Here is a 17,453-nt window from a genome sequence, read left to right on the forward strand (position 1 = left end):
GCTGTATAGGCGTAATATGTGCCTTCTCAACGAAGGAAACGACGACGGACGAAGTGACGGCGACGAAAAGCTTGTCTAAAGTTGTTTTTAATTTTTACGCTCTGTCAAAGGGCGTAAACTCCTCTAAACTCGTTCTGGCTCAAAAAAGCTTGCTCCCATTTGGTGCTTTTTTTAAGTTAATTTGTGTATAAAGTTATAGATTTTTAGTTTATTATTTAAAGTAAAGAAAATTCGATTATATTTGATTTAATTCGAAGTTTATTCATTCGAATATTTTTGGAGCGTATAGTGCATTATGAGTAAGACAGTTAAAGAGATTGCTTTAGCTTTAAATAAAGATAAAAAAGAACTAGTAAGAGAAAAACAGAGAGTACGTGACGAAATAAAAAGGCAGCATATTGAGACAAAGAAGGTTAAGAACAGGTTTGTTGTTTCTGATATTGACGCTAATAAAATCATTGAAGTTTTGAAAAAGAAAAATGAAGATAATTCGAATAAAAGTGAAGAACTTGATAATTTGAATGAATTAGTAAAAAATGGAGGGCCCAGTCCGATTTGTTTAAAAAAGAAAATGAAAGACTGAATGAAGAAAATCGAAGATTAAATTCAAAAATAGAAAAATATGCAGACGACTTCAAAGAACTTAATGATAAACAGCTGCAACTCAATAATCAGCAACAGCAGTTGCAAGCACGAATTATAGAACAGGCAAAAGAACTCAAAAATTCCCAAGAGAAGTTAGTAGAGGCAACTCAAAATAGTTCAAAATTGGAGAAAAAGGTTGAGAAGGTTACACAAGCTTCGTTGTGGCAAAGAATAACTAAACATTTTGATTAAATGTAATGTTTTATTAGAAAATGAAAATTAAAAGAAGTGTCCGTTTGTAAAGCTTAACTATTCAAAACGAAACGGAAGACGGCGTAGCCGGCTGTAGCGTTAAGGCCGCCAGGATTAAATACGGTCAGATTAAAGTCTTTGACTGTATCTTGATTGAAGTGGTGAGTAAGGTCTGCTTTGCTGAAAGCTACATCAATGTTATCTCTGTCAATAAAGCAGGATAGGTAGCGTAATAACTCTTGTAGTCTTTTTTCTCTGTTTGTTACCACGTAAGTTTTTAAGCAGAAAATTGAAACTTTAGCGTCGGTCGTATAATTTAATTGTATGCACGATAGAAGCATTTTGTGTCTTCTAACGGGTTAGCTAAGTTGGTAATTAGTCCTGCATGTATTCTCATGCAACTCTAGTATGTACTTCACCAGTTTCATATCTTTTAAAGCCGCTTAAATGGAGACAGATAACTACGTCTTTTACTTTATGCTTTAAAAGGTTTTGGTAGTGTTCTGTACTGCTTGGTGTTATTGCTGTGGCCCAAGCAATTCTTGGATATGTACTCATGTAGTTATTTCCTTAATAACTAAAATTGTTAATTAATATTATGAAATATTAATTAACAATTTTAGCGGTTATTTTTATTTTTTTGTTGACAAATACTAATATTACTTTATTATTTAATATTAATATTATTTAATATTAATATTGTTGTTGATTAAAAATGTTAAAATAAGAGAGGTGTACTATTATGAAAAGTACTATTAAAAAATTAGGACTTAGCTTAATATCTATCAGTTTATTAGGATCTATAACTGCTCCTACAGTACCACCTACTAATATTTACGCTGCCAAAACCAGTAAAAATAAAACTATTACAATTAATGGCAAAAAAATATCTAGGGCAGCATTTACACGAAAACTTAAACATGCTAAAGTTGTTTATCATGTAAGCAAAAAACAAGTTAACCAGATTTTAAAAAAGAAACCAGCTGACGCTTCAGCAATCTCTACAAGGTTTGCGCCAGCAATTGCAGCAACTGCTTTTATACCTGGTATTGGTGAAGCCGCACTTACAGTTGGTGGAGCCATCATTATTGGTGGGGCAACCATAGCTGCAGGTTCATGGTTATACAATAAATGTATACAAAAATTTTCACCACATAGAAGCAATGCAAGACATAGTACACGTGACAAACACACTAAGCCAAGACCCGGTCGTAGTAGTGAAAAGAAAAAAGGAAGTAAAAAATGGCATTCAAGAAAATAAACATATTACCTCAAAAACTCCATAAATATCTAGGCTCTACTAAGTTACTGGAAATTTATTCTAAATCAGTTTCTAGTAATGATACTTTTTTACAAGGATATCTAATAGGTGATATAGAATATTATTTTATTTTTGAAGGTATAGAATTAGATGGCTCTCTTGCCGGTTACACTTTGTATGCCAAATCAGACATAGCTAAAGGTGTTACAAATACAAACTATGAAGCAATAACTAATTCATATGTTAGTCAACAAAAGAGAAATAATGCATATGATCCTTTCAATTTGAGCGCAAGATATAAATCTATAGACAAAACTACAATTAATACTATTCTTACGTATTGTTATAAAAATAATAAAATCGTAATGATTAATAGTGATGAATACGATAACAAAACAAGGGCTGGAAAAGTTATCGATTTAGATAGCGAATATGTAACATTAGATCAAGTTTCATACTATAAAGATTGGGGAGCTGATTTTGAAGTAAAAACCAATAAACCTATAGCCATAAAATCAATTCTCACTTTAGACTTTATTAGCAAAGATAATTATTTATATGAGCAATATTTAAAGCAAAACTAGCTATACCGCCTGCTATTTTACATAATGTAGATTAAGCGAAGTTGCTACAAAGCTTAGAGCCACAAGGTTTAAAATTGCAGCAAATAATTACTTGTGAAATTAAAGTCGTATAGCAAAAAAGAAGCCCGTAACAGCGGGCTTCTTTTTTTTGTTCTAATCTAATTTCACAATTAGACCAATTACTGCAGAACTATCTTTTTGAATTAATTTCTTTAAAACCTAGAATTATTCTGATTTTTACATTTTAATCTGCTATAAATAATATATATGAGTTAAAAAGAAGGTGTTAAAGATGAATAATACTATAATCTTATTGATAGTTTTATTATTGATAAGTAATCTAAAATAGTTTTAAATAGGGGACACTATTTAGTCAATAATATCATTTACTGTTACCAGATAAAAACCTAAAACCTAAAAATTTTAGTTCCTTATCTATGCAGTTTTTTAAAAAAGTACACATTGTACTTAAATATTTTTTGAGAACAATCCTATTATATCAACCTTTTTAGTGGTACATAATGTGTACCACATGGTACGCGAAATGTACCACTAAAAGTAGCAAACTGCTAAAAACGCTGATATAACAGCAGTTCTCTTGGTACATAATATGTACCAAATTGTCTTAAAAAAGTAACTATCATGCAATCGGTTATCCTAAGTAAAATTACTGATTTGTTTATTCCGTTGGCAATTTTGCTGACAATGGGCTACTTCAGTAAATCGTCTTACATAGTCTCGATCATTTCAACTATCATAGTTGTCATTTATATTGCCTTTGAGCAGCGCAAAGATAATTTGGATTTGAAAAACTTGGCGAAGACATTTGCAGTTATTGCCCCACTGCTGCTTGCGCAAGCAGCATTTTCGCCTTTTTTGACTAAAGGATTAATTAAGCCAATTGATTTGGTCTTTTTTACGATTATGACAATCTATGTTCGCTGCGTAATTTCCTTAATTACTTTTATCTATAAAAACCATTCCCTCAAAATTAATGGTGAAAACTTAACAGGTAGAGTGTTCCTTATTTATAGTAGTCGCGCCGTCTTAACCCTTCTTGCGCAAGTAACCTACACCTTGGCAACCTCTTCACCTAACTCAAGCATTGCCTGGATCTTTTTAAACATGACTTCTCTTTACAGCGTGTTTTTTGGCGACATTTTCCTAAAAGAGAAGATGAAGTTTGCAGACATCTTGGTGATAGTCCTTATCTTTGTTTTGGCATTATTTTCAAAGTAAAAAGGGCACCTATTGGCTGACACCAAACCTATTTTTATACAACAGATTAAAAAATGCTTTAATTATTAAAAAAGTATATAATTAACTATGACTTTTTATGACTGGCTCAAAGATAGATACTGATAGTTTATTTGGGGAAATGCTATCGCTGATATTAAGAGCGGAGACATAATGATAATAGAAACCAAAAATTTGGTAAAACGATATAAAAAAGTGAAAGCAACAAAATTATTTCATAAAGAGTATCGTGATTTTGTTGCACTTCAAAATATTAATTTTCAACTCAAGCAGGGCGAACACCTTGGCTTAGTTGGTTTGAATGGGTCTGGTAAATCGACCCTAATTAAGCTGATTTTAGGCATTTTACAGCCAAGTAGTGGAAGTGTCAGAACTTTTGACATGGATCCACTAACTAATAGACAAAAAAATGCACAAAAAATCGGAGTTGTTTTCGGCCAAAGAAGCCAGCTCCGTTGGGATTTACCGGCAATGGACACATTCAAGTTAAATCGTGAGATTTATCAAGTGCCGGAAGATATTTTTGCTGAACGAGTGAAAAATCTAGCTGAAATGCTAGATGCGACTGATTTTTTATTGCAACCAGTGCGCACGCTTAGTCTGGGACAACGGATGAAGGCTGAATTTATTGCGGCCCTTATTCATGATCCAGATTTAATTATTTTAGATGAGCCAACAATTGGACTTGATGTTTTATCGAAAAATAGTATCACACAGTTTTTACAAAAATTGACCAATAAAACAATTATTTTTACTTCACATGATCTTGAAGAGGTCGAAAAGGTTTGTTCAAGAACGCTAATTTTAAGTCATGGCCAGCTGGTATTAGATAAAAGTAGCAAAGAGTTGGCCAAACTTGACGTGCCTTCAACCGTGACATTTACTAGCAAAAATTCTTTAAATGAAGCAATTACTGCAAAATGGCCTACGATTAACCAATTAGGAAACGGATCGTATCAACTTACAGGCATAATGCAAGAAGAGCTTAAGTCCACTTTGTCTATGATTACGGCTAGTGTCGAAGTCGATAGCATTGAGGTTAAAAATAACAAGCTAGAGTACTTGCTAGCACATCTAACCAAACAGGAGGTGCGCTAATGAAGCACAGATTCATGTTAGTAAAAATTGGTATCAAAAAAGGGTTAGCATCGAAATATGCTCTCTTGTTTTGGCTTTTTTCCGTACTAATATCCACCACTGTCCAGTATTTTTTATGGAAAGCAGTTCTGGTTGGTAAACCAAATCGTGAATTTCAAGAAACAATTAGTTATTTAGTGTTAATGCAAATTTTAACAGTTTTGTTTCCTAAGACTAGCTATGAACTTAACGATAAAGTACGTTCCGGAGATATTGCAATCGATCTTCTTAAGCCACTATCTATTTCAACGCAATTACTATGGGAAGGAATAGGTTATTCACTAGTCAAATTTGCCATAATTGGTGTCGTTGATATGTTAATCTTTTTCTGGTTCTTGGATTTTAAAATTGCATTTAGCACCATATTAATGGTTCTCGTCACGGCTATTTTAGGTTATTTTTTATACTTTGAACTTGAACTGGTACTCGGAACTTTTTCTTTTTATACCTACAGCATCTGGGGGATTACTACTTTTAAAGAAGCTATTTTGCTTGTACTAGCAGGAAATGCCTTTCCAGCTAATTTTTATCCCAGCTTGCTTAAAAAGATTGCTCAATATTTGCCCTTTCAATATTCATATGGTGCAATAGGGACATTGGCCCAGCATCCCACCTGGAATTTATTTATTAAAATCGTCGTAATTCAGTTAATTTACATCGTTGCCTTTAACTTATTGTTTAAAATTCTTTTTAAGCATTCAGTTAACGCTACAGTTATTCAAGGAGGTTAATGATGCGATATTTAAAATTATTATTTACGTATTTCAAAGTAAATTTAAAATCATTAGCCGTTTACGATCTCGATTTTTATTTTGCGATTATTGGCATGATAGTCCAAAATGTCCTAAACATTGTTGCATTAAGGTTCATTTTTAACATTGTGCCGCGAATTAGTGGCTACAGTTTCAGCCAGTTGCTACTAACGTATGCATTAGCAACGTTATCCTTTTCAATATTCCGCTGCTTTTTCATTAATGCCTTAAATATTTCGGATTACATCCATAATGGTTCATTGGATACGATTTTGATTAAACCCGTCAATCCGCTATTTCAACTAGTTAATGAACGTGTAGATGAAGACTCTTGGGGCGATTTATTAGTTGCCTTGCTTCTGCTAATTGTGGTTGATGTGCAATTACATAATCCTTGGTATATCACGATTATGTTTATCTTTATTTCACTGTTTACGTCCTTAATTTTTTTGGCATTAGCAATCTTAGGTAATATTGTTTCACTTTTATCTAACGGTTTAGCTAATTTGGCTGAAACAACCTTTGACTTTTTTGATATGAGCAAATATCCCATGGCTATTTATTCGATGGGATTTAAAATAATTATGACTTTTATACTGCCAATTGGTTGGGTTGCATCAATTCCACAGGAAAGAATTGCCGTTAAGCACGAATGGATATGGCTATTGATAATTCCAGTTGTCTGCATGCTGTTCTTTGTGTTGATTTATCAACTCTGGCGCGTATTTCTAAAAAAATATCAGAGTACGGGCAGCTAGAGAAGACTATTATAAATATATTGCCAAAATGGTTAGCGGTACAAAAGTGCTGCTAACTATTTTTATTGCTTTTGCTATTCGGTTAACAGATTACAGCATTTTTAAGCTTTTGCTAAAAACTACAGTTTAGCCGATGGACAGTCAAAACAAATTTAGCTAAATATTGGCATAAAAAAGCCATACAACTGAAGAGCTGTATGGCTTTTTATCAATTATTCTTTTAATGTCTGTGCTTCTTGATGAATTACTTGCACACTATTAATTACAAATGGAAAGCCGATATATGGTAGCAATTGAATTACTGACCAAATTAGTTCACTTTCGCTGTTACCGGCCTTTAGGCTTCCACGAGCATGGGCTTTGATTTGAAATTCAACGTTCATGGTAATTAGTGCTAATAGTTCATAGCGCTCACGGTCACGAACATCTAGTGCTTTCCGGTTATAAAAATCGTTGAAAAAGTGTTCCGTTAATGCGTGGGGGATGAATGCGCCAGCATTGTCTGGCAAATCTTTCAGCAGATTTTTAATTTCAGTGCCATATAATTGTGCTTGAACTCGTGCTCCATAGTTTTCATCTGCTTCACTTTCTACAGGTGTCAAAGTGATTTTACGCTCTGCAAATGCGCTATTTACCTGCTCTAAAGCTTGTTTAACCTTCAGGATACCAATTACAGGTGCTAATTGATAAAGCACCTCTAAAAGAACTTCAGGGGCAATATTAGCATCTAAAATGTTAGCCACCTGTTCTGGAACAGCTGTCATTATTCCTTGCGTAACACTAGCGATTAATGGAATGATAAAACGATCTTTCTGTAAGTGTTGAGCGCAGTTACTGTCCACGTCGTTAAGGTAGCTCTGGCTTAATTTTTGAAATTGCTCTTCTAGTTGATTATTCATGAAAATCTCCGGGTTAATACTATCTGCAATCTTTACAAATTTCTTCTTTTAATGATTTTAAGAACAGCTCAGCAACTGGCGATAAATTAACTTCTCGTTTCCAAATTACTCTAATCGTTTGTTGCAGACTAGGGCATAATTTTTTAAACGTAAGCCCTGAACTTTCTGAAGTATCAGCCAAGTTATCCAGGGTTAACATTAATGCCGAATGATTTTTGACCATTAACGTACCGTTGAAATTAAGGTTATAGTCACCAATAAAATTAACGTTATCGTAATAATTACCTAACCAGTTTTGAAAAAGGTGAGTTTGCAGGGCTTGCTGCGAGGTCAAGAGGGAACGACCGCACAAGTCTTTCGGCGTAATTGCTTCTTTAGCTGCTAGTATATCATCTCTTGGCATTAATACGCCCCAGGTATCTTTTTCAGATAAGGTTAAAGAGGCATAGCTGGGTAATGAAATGTCACCAATAATTACCCCAAAATCTGCAGTTCCATTATTTAGCTTTCTTTCGGCGTAACTGTAATCGCCGTTTAAGAGATGAATTTTAACGGTGGGATGATCTTTGATGATTTGGCTAATTACGTTCATAATTTGTTGCATCCCGATGCTTTCGCCTGCTGCAATTGTTAGGTCACCACTAATAAAAGATGTAGTTTCAAGATTTCTTTTTGTCCTAGAAGTTAATTCCAGTATTTCTTGTGCTTGTTCTAGTAAGTAATGGCCTGCAGGAGTTAGTGTTAAACGGCGCTTTTGCCGGTCAAATAATTTGACGCCGAGTTCTGCTTCTAAATCAGCTATTTGTCTGGAAAGTGCTGGTTGCGAAATTAAGACCTTTTTAGCCGCACGCGTCATGTTACCCTCTTGGGCAACAGCAACGAAATAATTTAAAACGCGTAGTTCCATATAACCTCCTGTTTAATGCATTTTGTTTATGTTGACTGATTGTTAATAAGTATTTCACTGAAGAAAAAGTTACAGTTAAAATTTGTATTATTGAGAAAAAATTCAATACGTAATAGGCCACCTAATGTTATTTTGGTAGACAAGTAAAAAATCATAAAAAGCGCCTATAATAAACACGATTATAGGTCACCCTTTTACTTTTAAATAAAATTAGTAAGGAAAATAAAATGAAAATATCAGAAGTTGCAGAAAAAGTCGATTTAACTCCAGTAACGCTAAGGTACTACGAAAAAATGGGTCTTATTCCAGAAGTAAAAAAGGAGCACGGTGTCAGAAGCTATAGTGAAAATGATCTTAACTGGATCAGTTTTATCAAATGTATGCGGAATGTGGGCATTCCAGTAAAAGATTTACTGGAATATACCGAGTTACTGCAGCAGGGTTCTGATACTAAAAAGGCAAGAAGACAAATTTTGGTCAAAGAACTGCATCGCTTGGAAGAACAGGAGCAGGCTGTTCATTCCACTATCAATAGACTAAAGCACAAAATCAGTCTATACGATCAAGGAGAATTAAAGTAGGTTTCACCATAAAAAGTTGACTAGTAAACGATCAACTTTAGTATTTTCATGTAACTTGCTGTGCTGTGCCTGAGGTCCCGTTATTTCTTTTTCCTGATATGAGCGGGCACGCTTTTCCACTAAATAGCGGTAGGAACGAGCTGAATTTACTGCCACAGAGCCATCGTTTCCCTTACCTGTATTGCCGTAAATATTTAATACAGCAGCATTAGTAGAAAACTTTTTTCTTAGGCCTAAAAGTCCGCGATAGCCCGTGTCCATTTGCGTGGGCTTGCCGTTAGGTTCTAAAACTATTTTTTTAGGTGCATTTTGCTGACTTAAAAAGCCGTTATAATGCCCTGCAATAGAAACTTGTTTATTTAAACGGGGCATGTGCGGATTATCAGCATTGCTTAGTAGATAATAGGCAATTTGTAAGTTACCCATTGAATGGCCCACAAGATTTACTTGTTTGAATTGATATTTTGCTTGCAAAGCAGTGATAACGTTTTTGATGTAATTACTACTCTTTTTGAAAGCAACGGCCTGGTTAGTTTCACCTGTAGAAATGCTCTTGTTGTTGAGCAAATTAACTTCAATGATGGGATTTTTTGCACCATTTTTGATGGTGCCCCATAAAGTGACCTTACCGGCAGGACTAACATCTGCACGAATAATTGAGTTGGTAAAATTGTGCTGTTTAGCGTAATTAGTCATGCTTTCTTCCGCACGGTAGCTACTGCCCCAGCCGTGAACAAAGAGGGTTGGCGTGGCAATAGCTGTTTTATGCTGTTGCTGGCCAGGCTTGTTAATTACATAAAAGCCCAGTATTAATAATAAGGCAGCGATAATTGCACTTATCCCGAAAACTTTATGTTTTTTGGTCATTGGCGGCTCCTAAAAAGGATTAGCGAATCCTATAAACTTTTTTGAACATCTGCAACGATTTGTTCAAGAGTTAAATGATTTTGTTGATAAATTTCTGCTACAGGAGTTTGGTCAGTGTAAACACGGTTTTGCCCGTAGTTGAGTACTTTAACGTCTTTGTTACCCAGATAAGAAGCTATTTTTTGGCCGAATCCGCCGTCGAGAATGTTGTCTTCAAGGGTAACGATTACCTTGTGATTGGCTGCCAGTTGGTCTAACGCTTTTTCATCTAAAATATTAGCTGAAAGTGGGTTAACAAGAGTGGCACCGAGCTTATTTGCTACTTTTTCACCCAATTGATAAAAAGCGCCTAGTCCAATAACTGCTACTTCCTTACCCGGCTTAACTTGATAGTTAATGGTCGAGTAGTCGGTAATAACGTCTTGCTGATCAGTTTCTGGTACATTTCCAGGAACTTTAATTGCAACGGGATGCTTCTTTTGTTTGATGGCCCATTCAAGCATTGCTTTTTCTTCAGCCAAAGTTGTTGGTGCTAAGTATATCCAGTTAGGCAAATTAGAAATCATTACCTGATCAAAAATACCAAGGTGAGTTTTCGATTGACTAGAAATAGTGCCTCCTGCTACAAGCATTACCACCGGTAAGTCATTGGCAGCAGTATCGTGTGATAATTGGTCAAAAGCACGTTGTAAGAAGGTTGAATTTTCCATCAAAACCGGAATACCGCCTTCTTTGGCAAAACCAGTCGCAAATGCAACCGACTCTTGCTCGGCAATACCAACGTCAGTGTAATTAGCTGGATATTCATTTTTAAAGTTATCTAAATTAAAGACGCCAGGAATAGCGGCATTAATGGCCATGATATTTTGACCGGCATCAATTTGTTCTTTAATAACGTCAAGTGCAACCGACTTGGATGTAGGTTTTTGGTTTTCAGCGGCAAGGGGCTGATCGTCTTCCAAATTAAATGGTGAGACCCAGTGATGTGCTTCTTCATCTTTGACTGCAGGCTCGTAGCCTTTTCCCTTAAGCGTATTAATGTGCAATAAAATAGGATGATCAACATCTTTAACAGCTTTAAAAGCATCAATCATGGCAGAGAGATCATTACCGTCTGCAACGTAGCGATAGTCAAAGCCCATTGCCTTAAACGGGTTTTCTGCTGTTTGGCCGTTAGAATCACGCAGCTTTTTCAGTGAGGTTACCACGCCACCAACGTTTTTATCAATTGACCATTGGTTATCATTAACTACAACCACTAAGTTGTGTGGCTCAATCGCTGCATTGTTTAGCCCTTCAAAAGCCAAGCCACCTGTCAGTGAGCCGTCACCAATTAAAGCCATAATATTTTCGTGTTGACCCATTAAATCACGTGCCTTTGCCATTCCAGTAGCCAGAGCGACTGAAGTTGAGGTGTGACCAACAGCATAGTAATCATATGGACTTTCGTCAGGATTTGAATATGGTGTTACATCTTCATAATGGTCAGGGTCGAGCCAAGCTTTGGCCCGTCCAGTTAACATTTTATGTGGATATGTTTGATGGGAAATGTCCCAGACCAGTTTATCTTTTGGAGCATCAAATACATAGTGGTAGGCAATGGTAGCTTCTACAATACCGAGATCTGGTCCTAAGTGGCCACCTTCAGCTGCATCTTTTTCAATAATTAATGTTCTGATTTCTTGAGCCAATTTTTCCATTTCGGGGATGCTTAATTTTTTAACATCTTTTGGTCCCGCAATTTTATTTAACAAAAAGTCTTCATGTTTATTCATAATATAAGTGCCTCCTTGCTGTGCTAGTCAGCCAGCTTATTTCAGTAACTGTATAAAAGTTTAATACTTAAAGTTAACTCTAAGTCAAATATAAAATTACTTTTTTATAATTAAAAGTTAATTTTATTCGATTTAAACTATAATTATTATAGTGATAGAAATAATGATGTGACACATTTAAGGAATTGAAGATGACAATTGGTGAATTACTGAAAAAGTTTCGCGTTAAGCAATTGAAAACGCAAAAAGAATGGGCTGCGGGAGTGGTTACGCCCTCTTATTATTCAAAGGTTGAGAAAAACCTGCATCGTATAACAGCAGAGGATTTGATTGCAATTTTGCGAATTAATCACGTTAAGCCGTGGGAATTTTTTAATCAATTAGATGAAAATCAACAAGCACAGAATGTTGCATTTAATGAAATTGAAGAAGAAGTAAATCGAGCATATTATCAAAACAATCCTAAAAAAATTGAAGAGATTCGCCAATACGTGGAGAATAGCGATATTGAGAATAAGGACAAATTACTGCTATTGATCGATTTTAATTTGGCTGATACGCTGAATAATGTAGCCGAATTGAGTGATACGAAAAAAGCGCAGTTGAAGAATTGGCTTTTTGAACAAGATGATTTTGATGAAAGAACACTACGTATGTACATTAACTTTATCCCAATTTATGATTTAAAAAGCAACTTGAAGATTGGCAAAAAGGTAGCAGAAAAATTAAAAGGTACAACAGAAACGCGGAAACAGGAGGAGCTCTTAGGTGTTATTATCAATATCTTGATTGTGTGTATTGAGCAAGGAGCCTATGACGAAACTGCATATTTTGTTCAAGCTGCCGAGCATATCAGAACAGTGCCAAAACTATTCTTTTATAAGAACATGCTGGTCTTTTTAGAAAATATGATTAACGAGCACTTTGACCATCAAGAAGAGTATGTGGCTAAATGCCAATGGGCAATCAAAAATTTCGACTTACTAGGAATGCCTGAATATGGCAAAGAAGCAGAACGTTTTTTTAACGAATATCAGTAAAATGAATAATAGTGCTAAGATAAGAATAAAATAGTTAAGCTTGAGCATAGAAGGGATGATTTTATGAAAATAGGTTTTATTGGAACAGGTGTAATGGGTAACGCAATTTGCCTTAATCTGTTAAAGGCTGGTCATGATTTAGTGGTTTATAACAGAACCAAGAGTAAAACTGATAACTTAGTTGCTCAGGGTGCAACTTGGTGTGAGAGCCCTAAAAAAGTTGCTGAAAATGCCGAATTAATTTTTACGATGGTTGGTTTTCCAGCTGATGTTGAGAATGTTTATTTCGGTGAGGAAGGTATTTTTCAGGCAGCTGTTAAAGACAAATATCTAGTTGATATGACCACTTCAAAGCCTGCATTAGCTCAGCGTATTTTCCGTGAAGGGGAGCAACAAGGAGCAAAAGTTTTGGACGCACCGGTTTCAGGTGGAGACTTAGGAGCCAAAAATGGCACTTTGACAATTATGGTCGGTGGAGATGAAGCAGCTTACCAAGATTTGGAACCAGTCTTTAAAGACTTTGGTAAAACCGTGCATTACTTTGGTGCTGCAGGAGCAGGTCAGAATACAAAAATGGCCAATCAAATTATGATTGCTGGAACAATGACTGGAATGTGTGAAATGCTCGTCTATGCCAAAAAAGCAGGTTTGGCTCTTGAATCTGTCCTAGAGACAGTTGGAGCAGGTAGTGCTGCTAATTGGAGCTTGAGTAATTATGGTCCACGTATCTTAAAGGACGACTATACACCTGGCTTTTTCAGCAAGCACTTCTTAAAAGACTTGCGCATTGCCTTGGAAACTGCCAAAGAAATGAAGCTTGAGTTGCCAGCCACTAAAGAGGCAGAAAAATTGTATGAAACCTTGGTTGATGAGCGTGGTCTAGGTGACTTGGGTACACAAGGCTTGATTAAATTATGGTGGAACTAATATTTAGTTCAAAAACAAAAAGAGCAGTTTCAGATTTGGAACTGCTCTTTTTTATGAGTAAGTACAAGTGAATTTTAAGTTAATTGATTTTACTTTTGACTTCTTCTACGCCGTCTAAAACGTTAGCATAGCGTGCCAAAATGAAAAGGTAGTCTGATAAACGATTAATGTACTTTAAACAAGCAGGGGCTAATTTTTGCTGTTCATCGTTTAATTTAGCCATTGCACGTTCTGCTCTCCTAGCAACCGTACGAGCATAATGCAAATGGGACGCGGTAATCGAACCGCCCGGCAAAATAAAGTGGGTAGTTTTTGGAATTTTTTGATTAAGCTCGTCTATTTGTTGTTCAAGGAATTCGACTGTAGCCGCCGTTATTTCTTCGTGTCTTTTAACAACAATATCGCTTTCTAATTCATATAAATCACGTTGTCGATCTTGCAGTGTGTTAAGCAATTCTTGACACTGATCGGATAAGTTAGCAATTACAACGCCTAAATAAGAATCTAGTTCATCGATGTCACCAAGTGCTTCAATTTGTAGGTCATACTTAGGTACCATTTTACCAGTGACTTGCTTGGTGTAACCTTGATCGCCGACTTTGGTATAAATTTTGATGGTCATAAAAGCCTCCGTTTGTAGTGATCTAGTGCAACATTAAGTGGTTTATATAGAATGGGGTAGAAGACTAAGTTGCCAACTGCATGGTAAGTATCAAAAACCAAGCTTCCAGCCCAGTAGGCTAGAAATGCATTAAAGCCACCAAAAATCGACATCCCGAAGTCTACGAAACAGCCGTATTCCCAACCTAAAAAGACAGCAACGACTAATTGATAAGTAAAGTGCTTTTTTAACGGCGTAAATTTTGCCAGTAATGCAACAGTTAAAACGCAGCCGCCATAAGCTAAAACCTGTGAGATGGTCCAAATGCCGAAGCCTAAGTAAATGTTAGAGACCACCATGGTCAAAATGGCTAGGGCAAAGCCGAAAGTAAAGCCCATGTTTAACGTTACGATTACCAAAATATCAGTAACTGGCTGAACGTTTGGAACTGGAATAATTTTAAAAATGCGCAGGGCTACACACATGGCAGTTAAAATAGCAAGCAGTGCTATTTTCTTGGTTGAATCATGCATGATGGCTGATTAGTCGATCTTTGCTAGAGTGAATTTGACCTTATCTTTGTTAGCTACTTTTTGCTCTGCAGCACCTTTAGAAGCAAATTTGCCGTTGATAGTGTAAGTCCAGTAAACCTTTTTAGCTTTATTTTGACTCTTACCATCGATTGAAGTGATGAAGCCATCAGTACTCTTTACTTTCCAAAGCTTCTTAAGGCCAAGCATAACAGTTGAGTGCTTAGGCACTTTAACGCTTTTAGTCTTGTAGTTTTTATTATTTACTTTAAGGGTATAAGTAACGCGAACTTTGCTAGCAGCATCAACTTGTTGAACATTTTGGGTGCTGCCATAACCGGCAATAGTGAAAGTAAAGATAGTAGCGATTCCGGCAAGAACTGATAATTTGTTTTTTTTCATGATAAAACTCCTATTTTTAATACATAAATTTAGATTATTTAACTGGACAAGCGCCCGATTCACAATCGGTTTGATCAACTAGCTCGATGTCTTTTTGATCATCATGTTGTTCAGCAAAGACAGTAGCAACATCGCCAGATATTTTGGCTTTGCGTTCTTCGTATGTTTTCTTATCAATTGGTTCTTTTGGCGCTTGCTCCAAAGATCCACCATAGTAAGGCAGAAGAGACGTTGACTTGATAACGTTACGATATTGTTTAAATAAAGAGGTGATTTTGTCACCTTCATCGCTTTGGAAAGTAACAGTACAACTAACCGCATTATCTGACCAGTAGGTTTGTAAAAATGCTTGAGTTGCAAACTGTTCTTCAATTGAAACAGTACCAGCTGAAGCAAAGTTTTTACTGTCTGCATGGGCTGCTCTTAATGGAAATTCTACGCAAATAGTATTTGGCGAATAGATATCTGGTTCTGAGTAGTAACCACAAGCATCAAGGGTCTTGAGTAAAGGATCTGAGGCTTGGAATCTGATTCTTTGAATTAGGTAGCCAGCGTAATGGAAGTGCATGCCTTCAGAAGCACCTGCAAGTTTAGCAACCGTACCAGATGGTTTAACTGTAGTGTGCTTGATAGAAGGATTGCAGTTTAAAGTCTTACTGTAGTCTTGGTCGGCATCAATTACTGCTCGATATGCTTCTTCGACCATTTTGATTCCCTTAGGATCGTAAATTGGCTTTTTAATTTTTGCGCCTGTTTCTTCGTCGATACTGTCTTCAAAGCCGGTAACAACACGATGACCTAAATCATTTAAGAGCCAATCTTGGATACCTGACATTGAAACGCCGATCCGTCTGTTCTTGTAGATGATGTTGCGGGAAACTTCCCAGTCGTATTCACTAAAAGTTACACGCTTGGTATAACGGGTAGCCAGTTTGAAGACCTCTTTTAAGTCCCAACCTTGTTCTTCAGCAATGTAAGGAAAAACTTCAAATAAGTTACATGGCTCACCGTTGGCTAGTGAAATTTCACCACATGGGTTTGTTCCTTCAACTTCACCATCAATGCCTTCTTGGTAACCATCAATAATACGACCGTAATTACGTGACAAGTCTAAGTTAACAACACCGGGCTCACCGTTTTCTCTAATACCAGCGGCAATTGGTTCGTATCCATCGAATTTAGCGTCAATCGCAACACTATTGTTTGAAGCCCAACGGTGGTGGTAAAGCTTATCTTTATCTTGTTTCATTGTGATGAAATCTTGGTCGTCGTTAGAGCCTAATGCTAATTCAGCGGACCGTCTAACATTTCCTGCAACAACAGTTTTACCGATTAAGTTGCAAATGTCTGTACCATCAACTGAGGTGATTTTTGTACCAACACGGTTATTGATAATGTCGTTAATCTCAAACAGCATTTCAACCAACGGCATTGGGCCAGAAGCAGTACCACCAAAACCGTGAATTTTTGCACCGTAGGGACGAATACTACTGATATCTAAAACCAACTTCTGTTTATTTTCAGGATTAGTCTCCTTAAAGTGCATATCGATTAAACGAGCATTAGCTAAAACCCAGCCTTCACGTGTGTCGGGCAAATCATAATAGATATAGTCATCTGAATTCTGATTTTGTTTTATCCACTCACTTTTATCAGTTGCTCCAAGCTTAACGGAGTCGTCATAAGAAGCACTAGCCTTGTCAATTACAATCGTTAAATCGATTTTATTATCAACTGAGGGAATTTTTTGAATATTGTCCTGAACGACAGAAAAGCCAACGCCGCCACCTTTCATCAATTGGTCAAAAACAAAAGAAAATGGCATCGAAAGAGCTTCTTGATTTTTGTCCAAATAGTCAGGCACGATATGACTATCACCATATTTCTGTGGTTTGATAGCAATAAACCAGCAATTGTTTAAGGAATCACCATTACGTCTTTGGTAATCAGTCCCAGAAACCCACAAATTCCGTCCTGACGGAGTAGAAGCAAGGCCATAAACAAGCTTGAATAAATGCTTAGCTTCGTCTGTCAGTTCCTCAACCACATCTTCAGAAGGCGAATCCGTTAAGCGTGGATCAAGGTTAATGTTGCCTTCCACAACACGCTTTACTGTTTCGTCCCATTCTTCAGCGCGATTATATTCAGGAAGCCAGCGTGCATAAGTCCGCTTGTACGTGACCCAGCCAAGTTCTCCCCAGTGAGGCGAAACATTTTGTTTCACTTGATCAATATAAGCCTGATCCAAGCTTATTCTTGCATTTTTCATATACAAAATATCTCCTCATAAAATAACACTTTGATTCACAAACACATCATGTATGGTGTCTAAAAAGAC

General features: G+C 36.3%; 19 protein-coding genes. 11 read left to right on the forward strand and 8 right to left on the reverse strand.

Features of this window, described 5'->3' with window-relative positions; translation table 11 throughout:
* Nucleotides 1–295: 295 nt before the first annotated feature.
* The 8 genes from H3R21_RS07470 to H3R21_RS05605 all read left to right on the forward strand — a co-directional run bounded on the left by H3R21_RS07470 (nucleotide 296) and on the right by H3R21_RS05605 (nucleotide 6,586).
* The gene (locus H3R21_RS07470) at nucleotides 296–583 is read left to right on the forward strand and encodes a hypothetical protein (RefSeq protein WP_232352332.1); all 288 of its coding nucleotides are present in this window, start codon (nucleotides 296–298) and stop codon (nucleotides 581–583) included.
* Nucleotides 556–837 (forward strand): hypothetical protein, encoded by a 282-nt coding sequence (locus H3R21_RS07475; RefSeq protein WP_232352333.1) that lies wholly within the window; start codon nucleotides 556–558, stop codon nucleotides 835–837. The genes H3R21_RS07470 and H3R21_RS07475 overlap by 28 nt, the downstream gene beginning before the upstream one ends.
* Nucleotides 838–1,579: 742 nt before the next feature.
* Complete coding sequence (locus tag H3R21_RS05580) at nucleotides 1,580–2,098, forward strand: hypothetical protein (RefSeq protein ID WP_198183647.1); 519 nt, start codon at nucleotides 1,580–1,582, stop codon at nucleotides 2,096–2,098.
* Entirely contained in the window at nucleotides 2,080–2,682 is a 603-nt protein-coding gene (locus tag H3R21_RS05585) for a hypothetical protein (protein ID WP_198183649.1), read from the forward strand. The genes H3R21_RS05580 and H3R21_RS05585 overlap by 19 nt, the downstream gene beginning before the upstream one ends.
* 642 nt (nucleotides 2,683–3,324) lie before the next feature.
* The gene (locus tag H3R21_RS05590; RefSeq protein WP_198183651.1) at nucleotides 3,325–3,921 is read left to right on the forward strand and encodes an EamA family transporter; all 597 of its coding nucleotides are present in this window, start codon (nucleotides 3,325–3,327) and stop codon (nucleotides 3,919–3,921) included.
* Nucleotides 3,922–4,092: 171 nt separating this feature from the next.
* On the forward strand, nucleotides 4,093–5,037 hold the full coding sequence (locus tag H3R21_RS05595; protein ID WP_232352335.1) for an ATP-binding cassette domain-containing protein: 945 nt from the start codon (nucleotides 4,093–4,095) through the stop codon (nucleotides 5,035–5,037).
* The gene (locus H3R21_RS05600) at nucleotides 5,037–5,807 is read left to right on the forward strand and encodes an ABC-2 family transporter protein (RefSeq protein WP_198183653.1); all 771 of its coding nucleotides are present in this window, start codon (nucleotides 5,037–5,039) and stop codon (nucleotides 5,805–5,807) included. Before H3R21_RS05595 ends, H3R21_RS05600 begins: the two co-directional genes overlap by 1 nt.
* A 2-nt stretch (nucleotides 5,808–5,809) precedes the next feature.
* Nucleotides 5,810–6,586: an ABC transporter permease gene (locus H3R21_RS05605; protein WP_232349841.1), complete on the forward strand. Its 777-nt coding sequence runs from the start codon at nucleotides 5,810–5,812 to the stop codon at nucleotides 6,584–6,586.
* 212 nt (nucleotides 6,587–6,798) lie between these two features.
* On the opposite strand, the gene H3R21_RS05610 is transcribed toward H3R21_RS05605, so the two are convergent.
* Entirely contained in the window at nucleotides 6,799–7,485 is a 687-nt protein-coding gene (locus tag H3R21_RS05610; RefSeq protein WP_198183658.1) for a carboxymuconolactone decarboxylase family protein, read from the reverse strand.
* A 19-nt stretch (nucleotides 7,486–7,504) separates the two neighbouring features.
* Nucleotides 7,505–8,392 (reverse strand): LysR family transcriptional regulator, encoded by an 888-nt coding sequence (locus tag H3R21_RS05615; RefSeq protein ID WP_198183660.1) that lies wholly within the window; start codon nucleotides 8,390–8,392, stop codon nucleotides 7,505–7,507.
* Between the two features lie 227 nt (nucleotides 8,393–8,619).
* On the opposite strand from H3R21_RS05615, the gene H3R21_RS05620 reads away from it, so the two are divergent.
* Complete coding sequence (locus H3R21_RS05620; RefSeq protein ID WP_198183662.1) at nucleotides 8,620–8,973, forward strand: MerR family transcriptional regulator; 354 nt, start codon at nucleotides 8,620–8,622, stop codon at nucleotides 8,971–8,973.
* Between the two features lie 3 nt (nucleotides 8,974–8,976).
* Here the strand turns inward: H3R21_RS05620 and H3R21_RS05625 are convergent, their stop codons facing one another.
* Complete coding sequence (locus tag H3R21_RS05625) at nucleotides 8,977–9,840, reverse strand: alpha/beta hydrolase (RefSeq protein ID WP_198183664.1); 864 nt, start codon at nucleotides 9,838–9,840, stop codon at nucleotides 8,977–8,979.
* 29 nt (nucleotides 9,841–9,869) lie between these two features.
* A complete protein-coding gene (locus tag H3R21_RS05630) occupies nucleotides 9,870–11,615 on the reverse strand; it encodes a 1-deoxy-D-xylulose-5-phosphate synthase (protein WP_198183666.1) in 1,746 nt (581 codons plus the stop codon).
* A gap of 191 nt (nucleotides 11,616–11,806) precedes the next feature.
* On the opposite strand from H3R21_RS05630, the gene H3R21_RS05635 reads away from it, so the two are divergent.
* The gene (locus H3R21_RS05635) at nucleotides 11,807–12,655 is read left to right on the forward strand and encodes a helix-turn-helix domain-containing protein (RefSeq protein ID WP_198183668.1); all 849 of its coding nucleotides are present in this window, start codon (nucleotides 11,807–11,809) and stop codon (nucleotides 12,653–12,655) included.
* Between the two features lie 63 nt (nucleotides 12,656–12,718).
* On the forward strand, nucleotides 12,719–13,582 hold the full coding sequence (locus H3R21_RS05640; RefSeq protein WP_198183669.1) for an NAD(P)-dependent oxidoreductase: 864 nt from the start codon (nucleotides 12,719–12,721) through the stop codon (nucleotides 13,580–13,582).
* A gap of 79 nt (nucleotides 13,583–13,661) precedes the next feature.
* Here H3R21_RS05640 and H3R21_RS05645 read toward each other — a convergent pair whose 3' ends face one another.
* The 4 genes from H3R21_RS05645 to nrdJ are packed head-to-tail and all read right to left on the reverse strand — an operon-like array spanning nucleotide 13,662 to nucleotide 17,384.
* Nucleotides 13,662–14,204, reverse strand: a complete 543-nt coding sequence (locus H3R21_RS05645) for a cob(I)yrinic acid a,c-diamide adenosyltransferase (RefSeq protein WP_198183671.1) — start codon at nucleotides 14,202–14,204, stop codon at nucleotides 13,662–13,664.
* On the reverse strand, nucleotides 14,201–14,716 hold the full coding sequence (locus tag H3R21_RS05650) for an ECF transporter S component (protein WP_198183673.1): 516 nt from the start codon (nucleotides 14,714–14,716) through the stop codon (nucleotides 14,201–14,203). The genes H3R21_RS05645 and H3R21_RS05650 overlap by 4 nt, the downstream gene beginning before the upstream one ends.
* A gap of 9 nt (nucleotides 14,717–14,725) precedes the next feature.
* The gene (locus H3R21_RS05655) at nucleotides 14,726–15,115 is read right to left on the reverse strand and encodes a DUF4430 domain-containing protein (RefSeq protein WP_198183675.1); all 390 of its coding nucleotides are present in this window, start codon (nucleotides 15,113–15,115) and stop codon (nucleotides 14,726–14,728) included.
* Nucleotides 15,116–15,149: 34 nt separating this feature from the next.
* Nucleotides 15,150–17,384 carry a ribonucleoside-triphosphate reductase, adenosylcobalamin-dependent gene (gene nrdJ, locus H3R21_RS05660; RefSeq protein WP_198183677.1) on the reverse strand — a complete coding sequence of 745 codons (2,235 nt, stop codon included), beginning with the start codon at nucleotides 17,382–17,384 and terminating at the stop codon, nucleotides 15,150–15,152.
* Nucleotides 17,385–17,453 lie beyond the last annotated feature (69 nt).

The organism is Lactobacillus sp. W8172, assembly GCF_016102055.1.
GTDB classification, from domain to species: domain Bacteria; phylum Bacillota; class Bacilli; order Lactobacillales; family Lactobacillaceae; genus Lactobacillus; species Lactobacillus apis_A.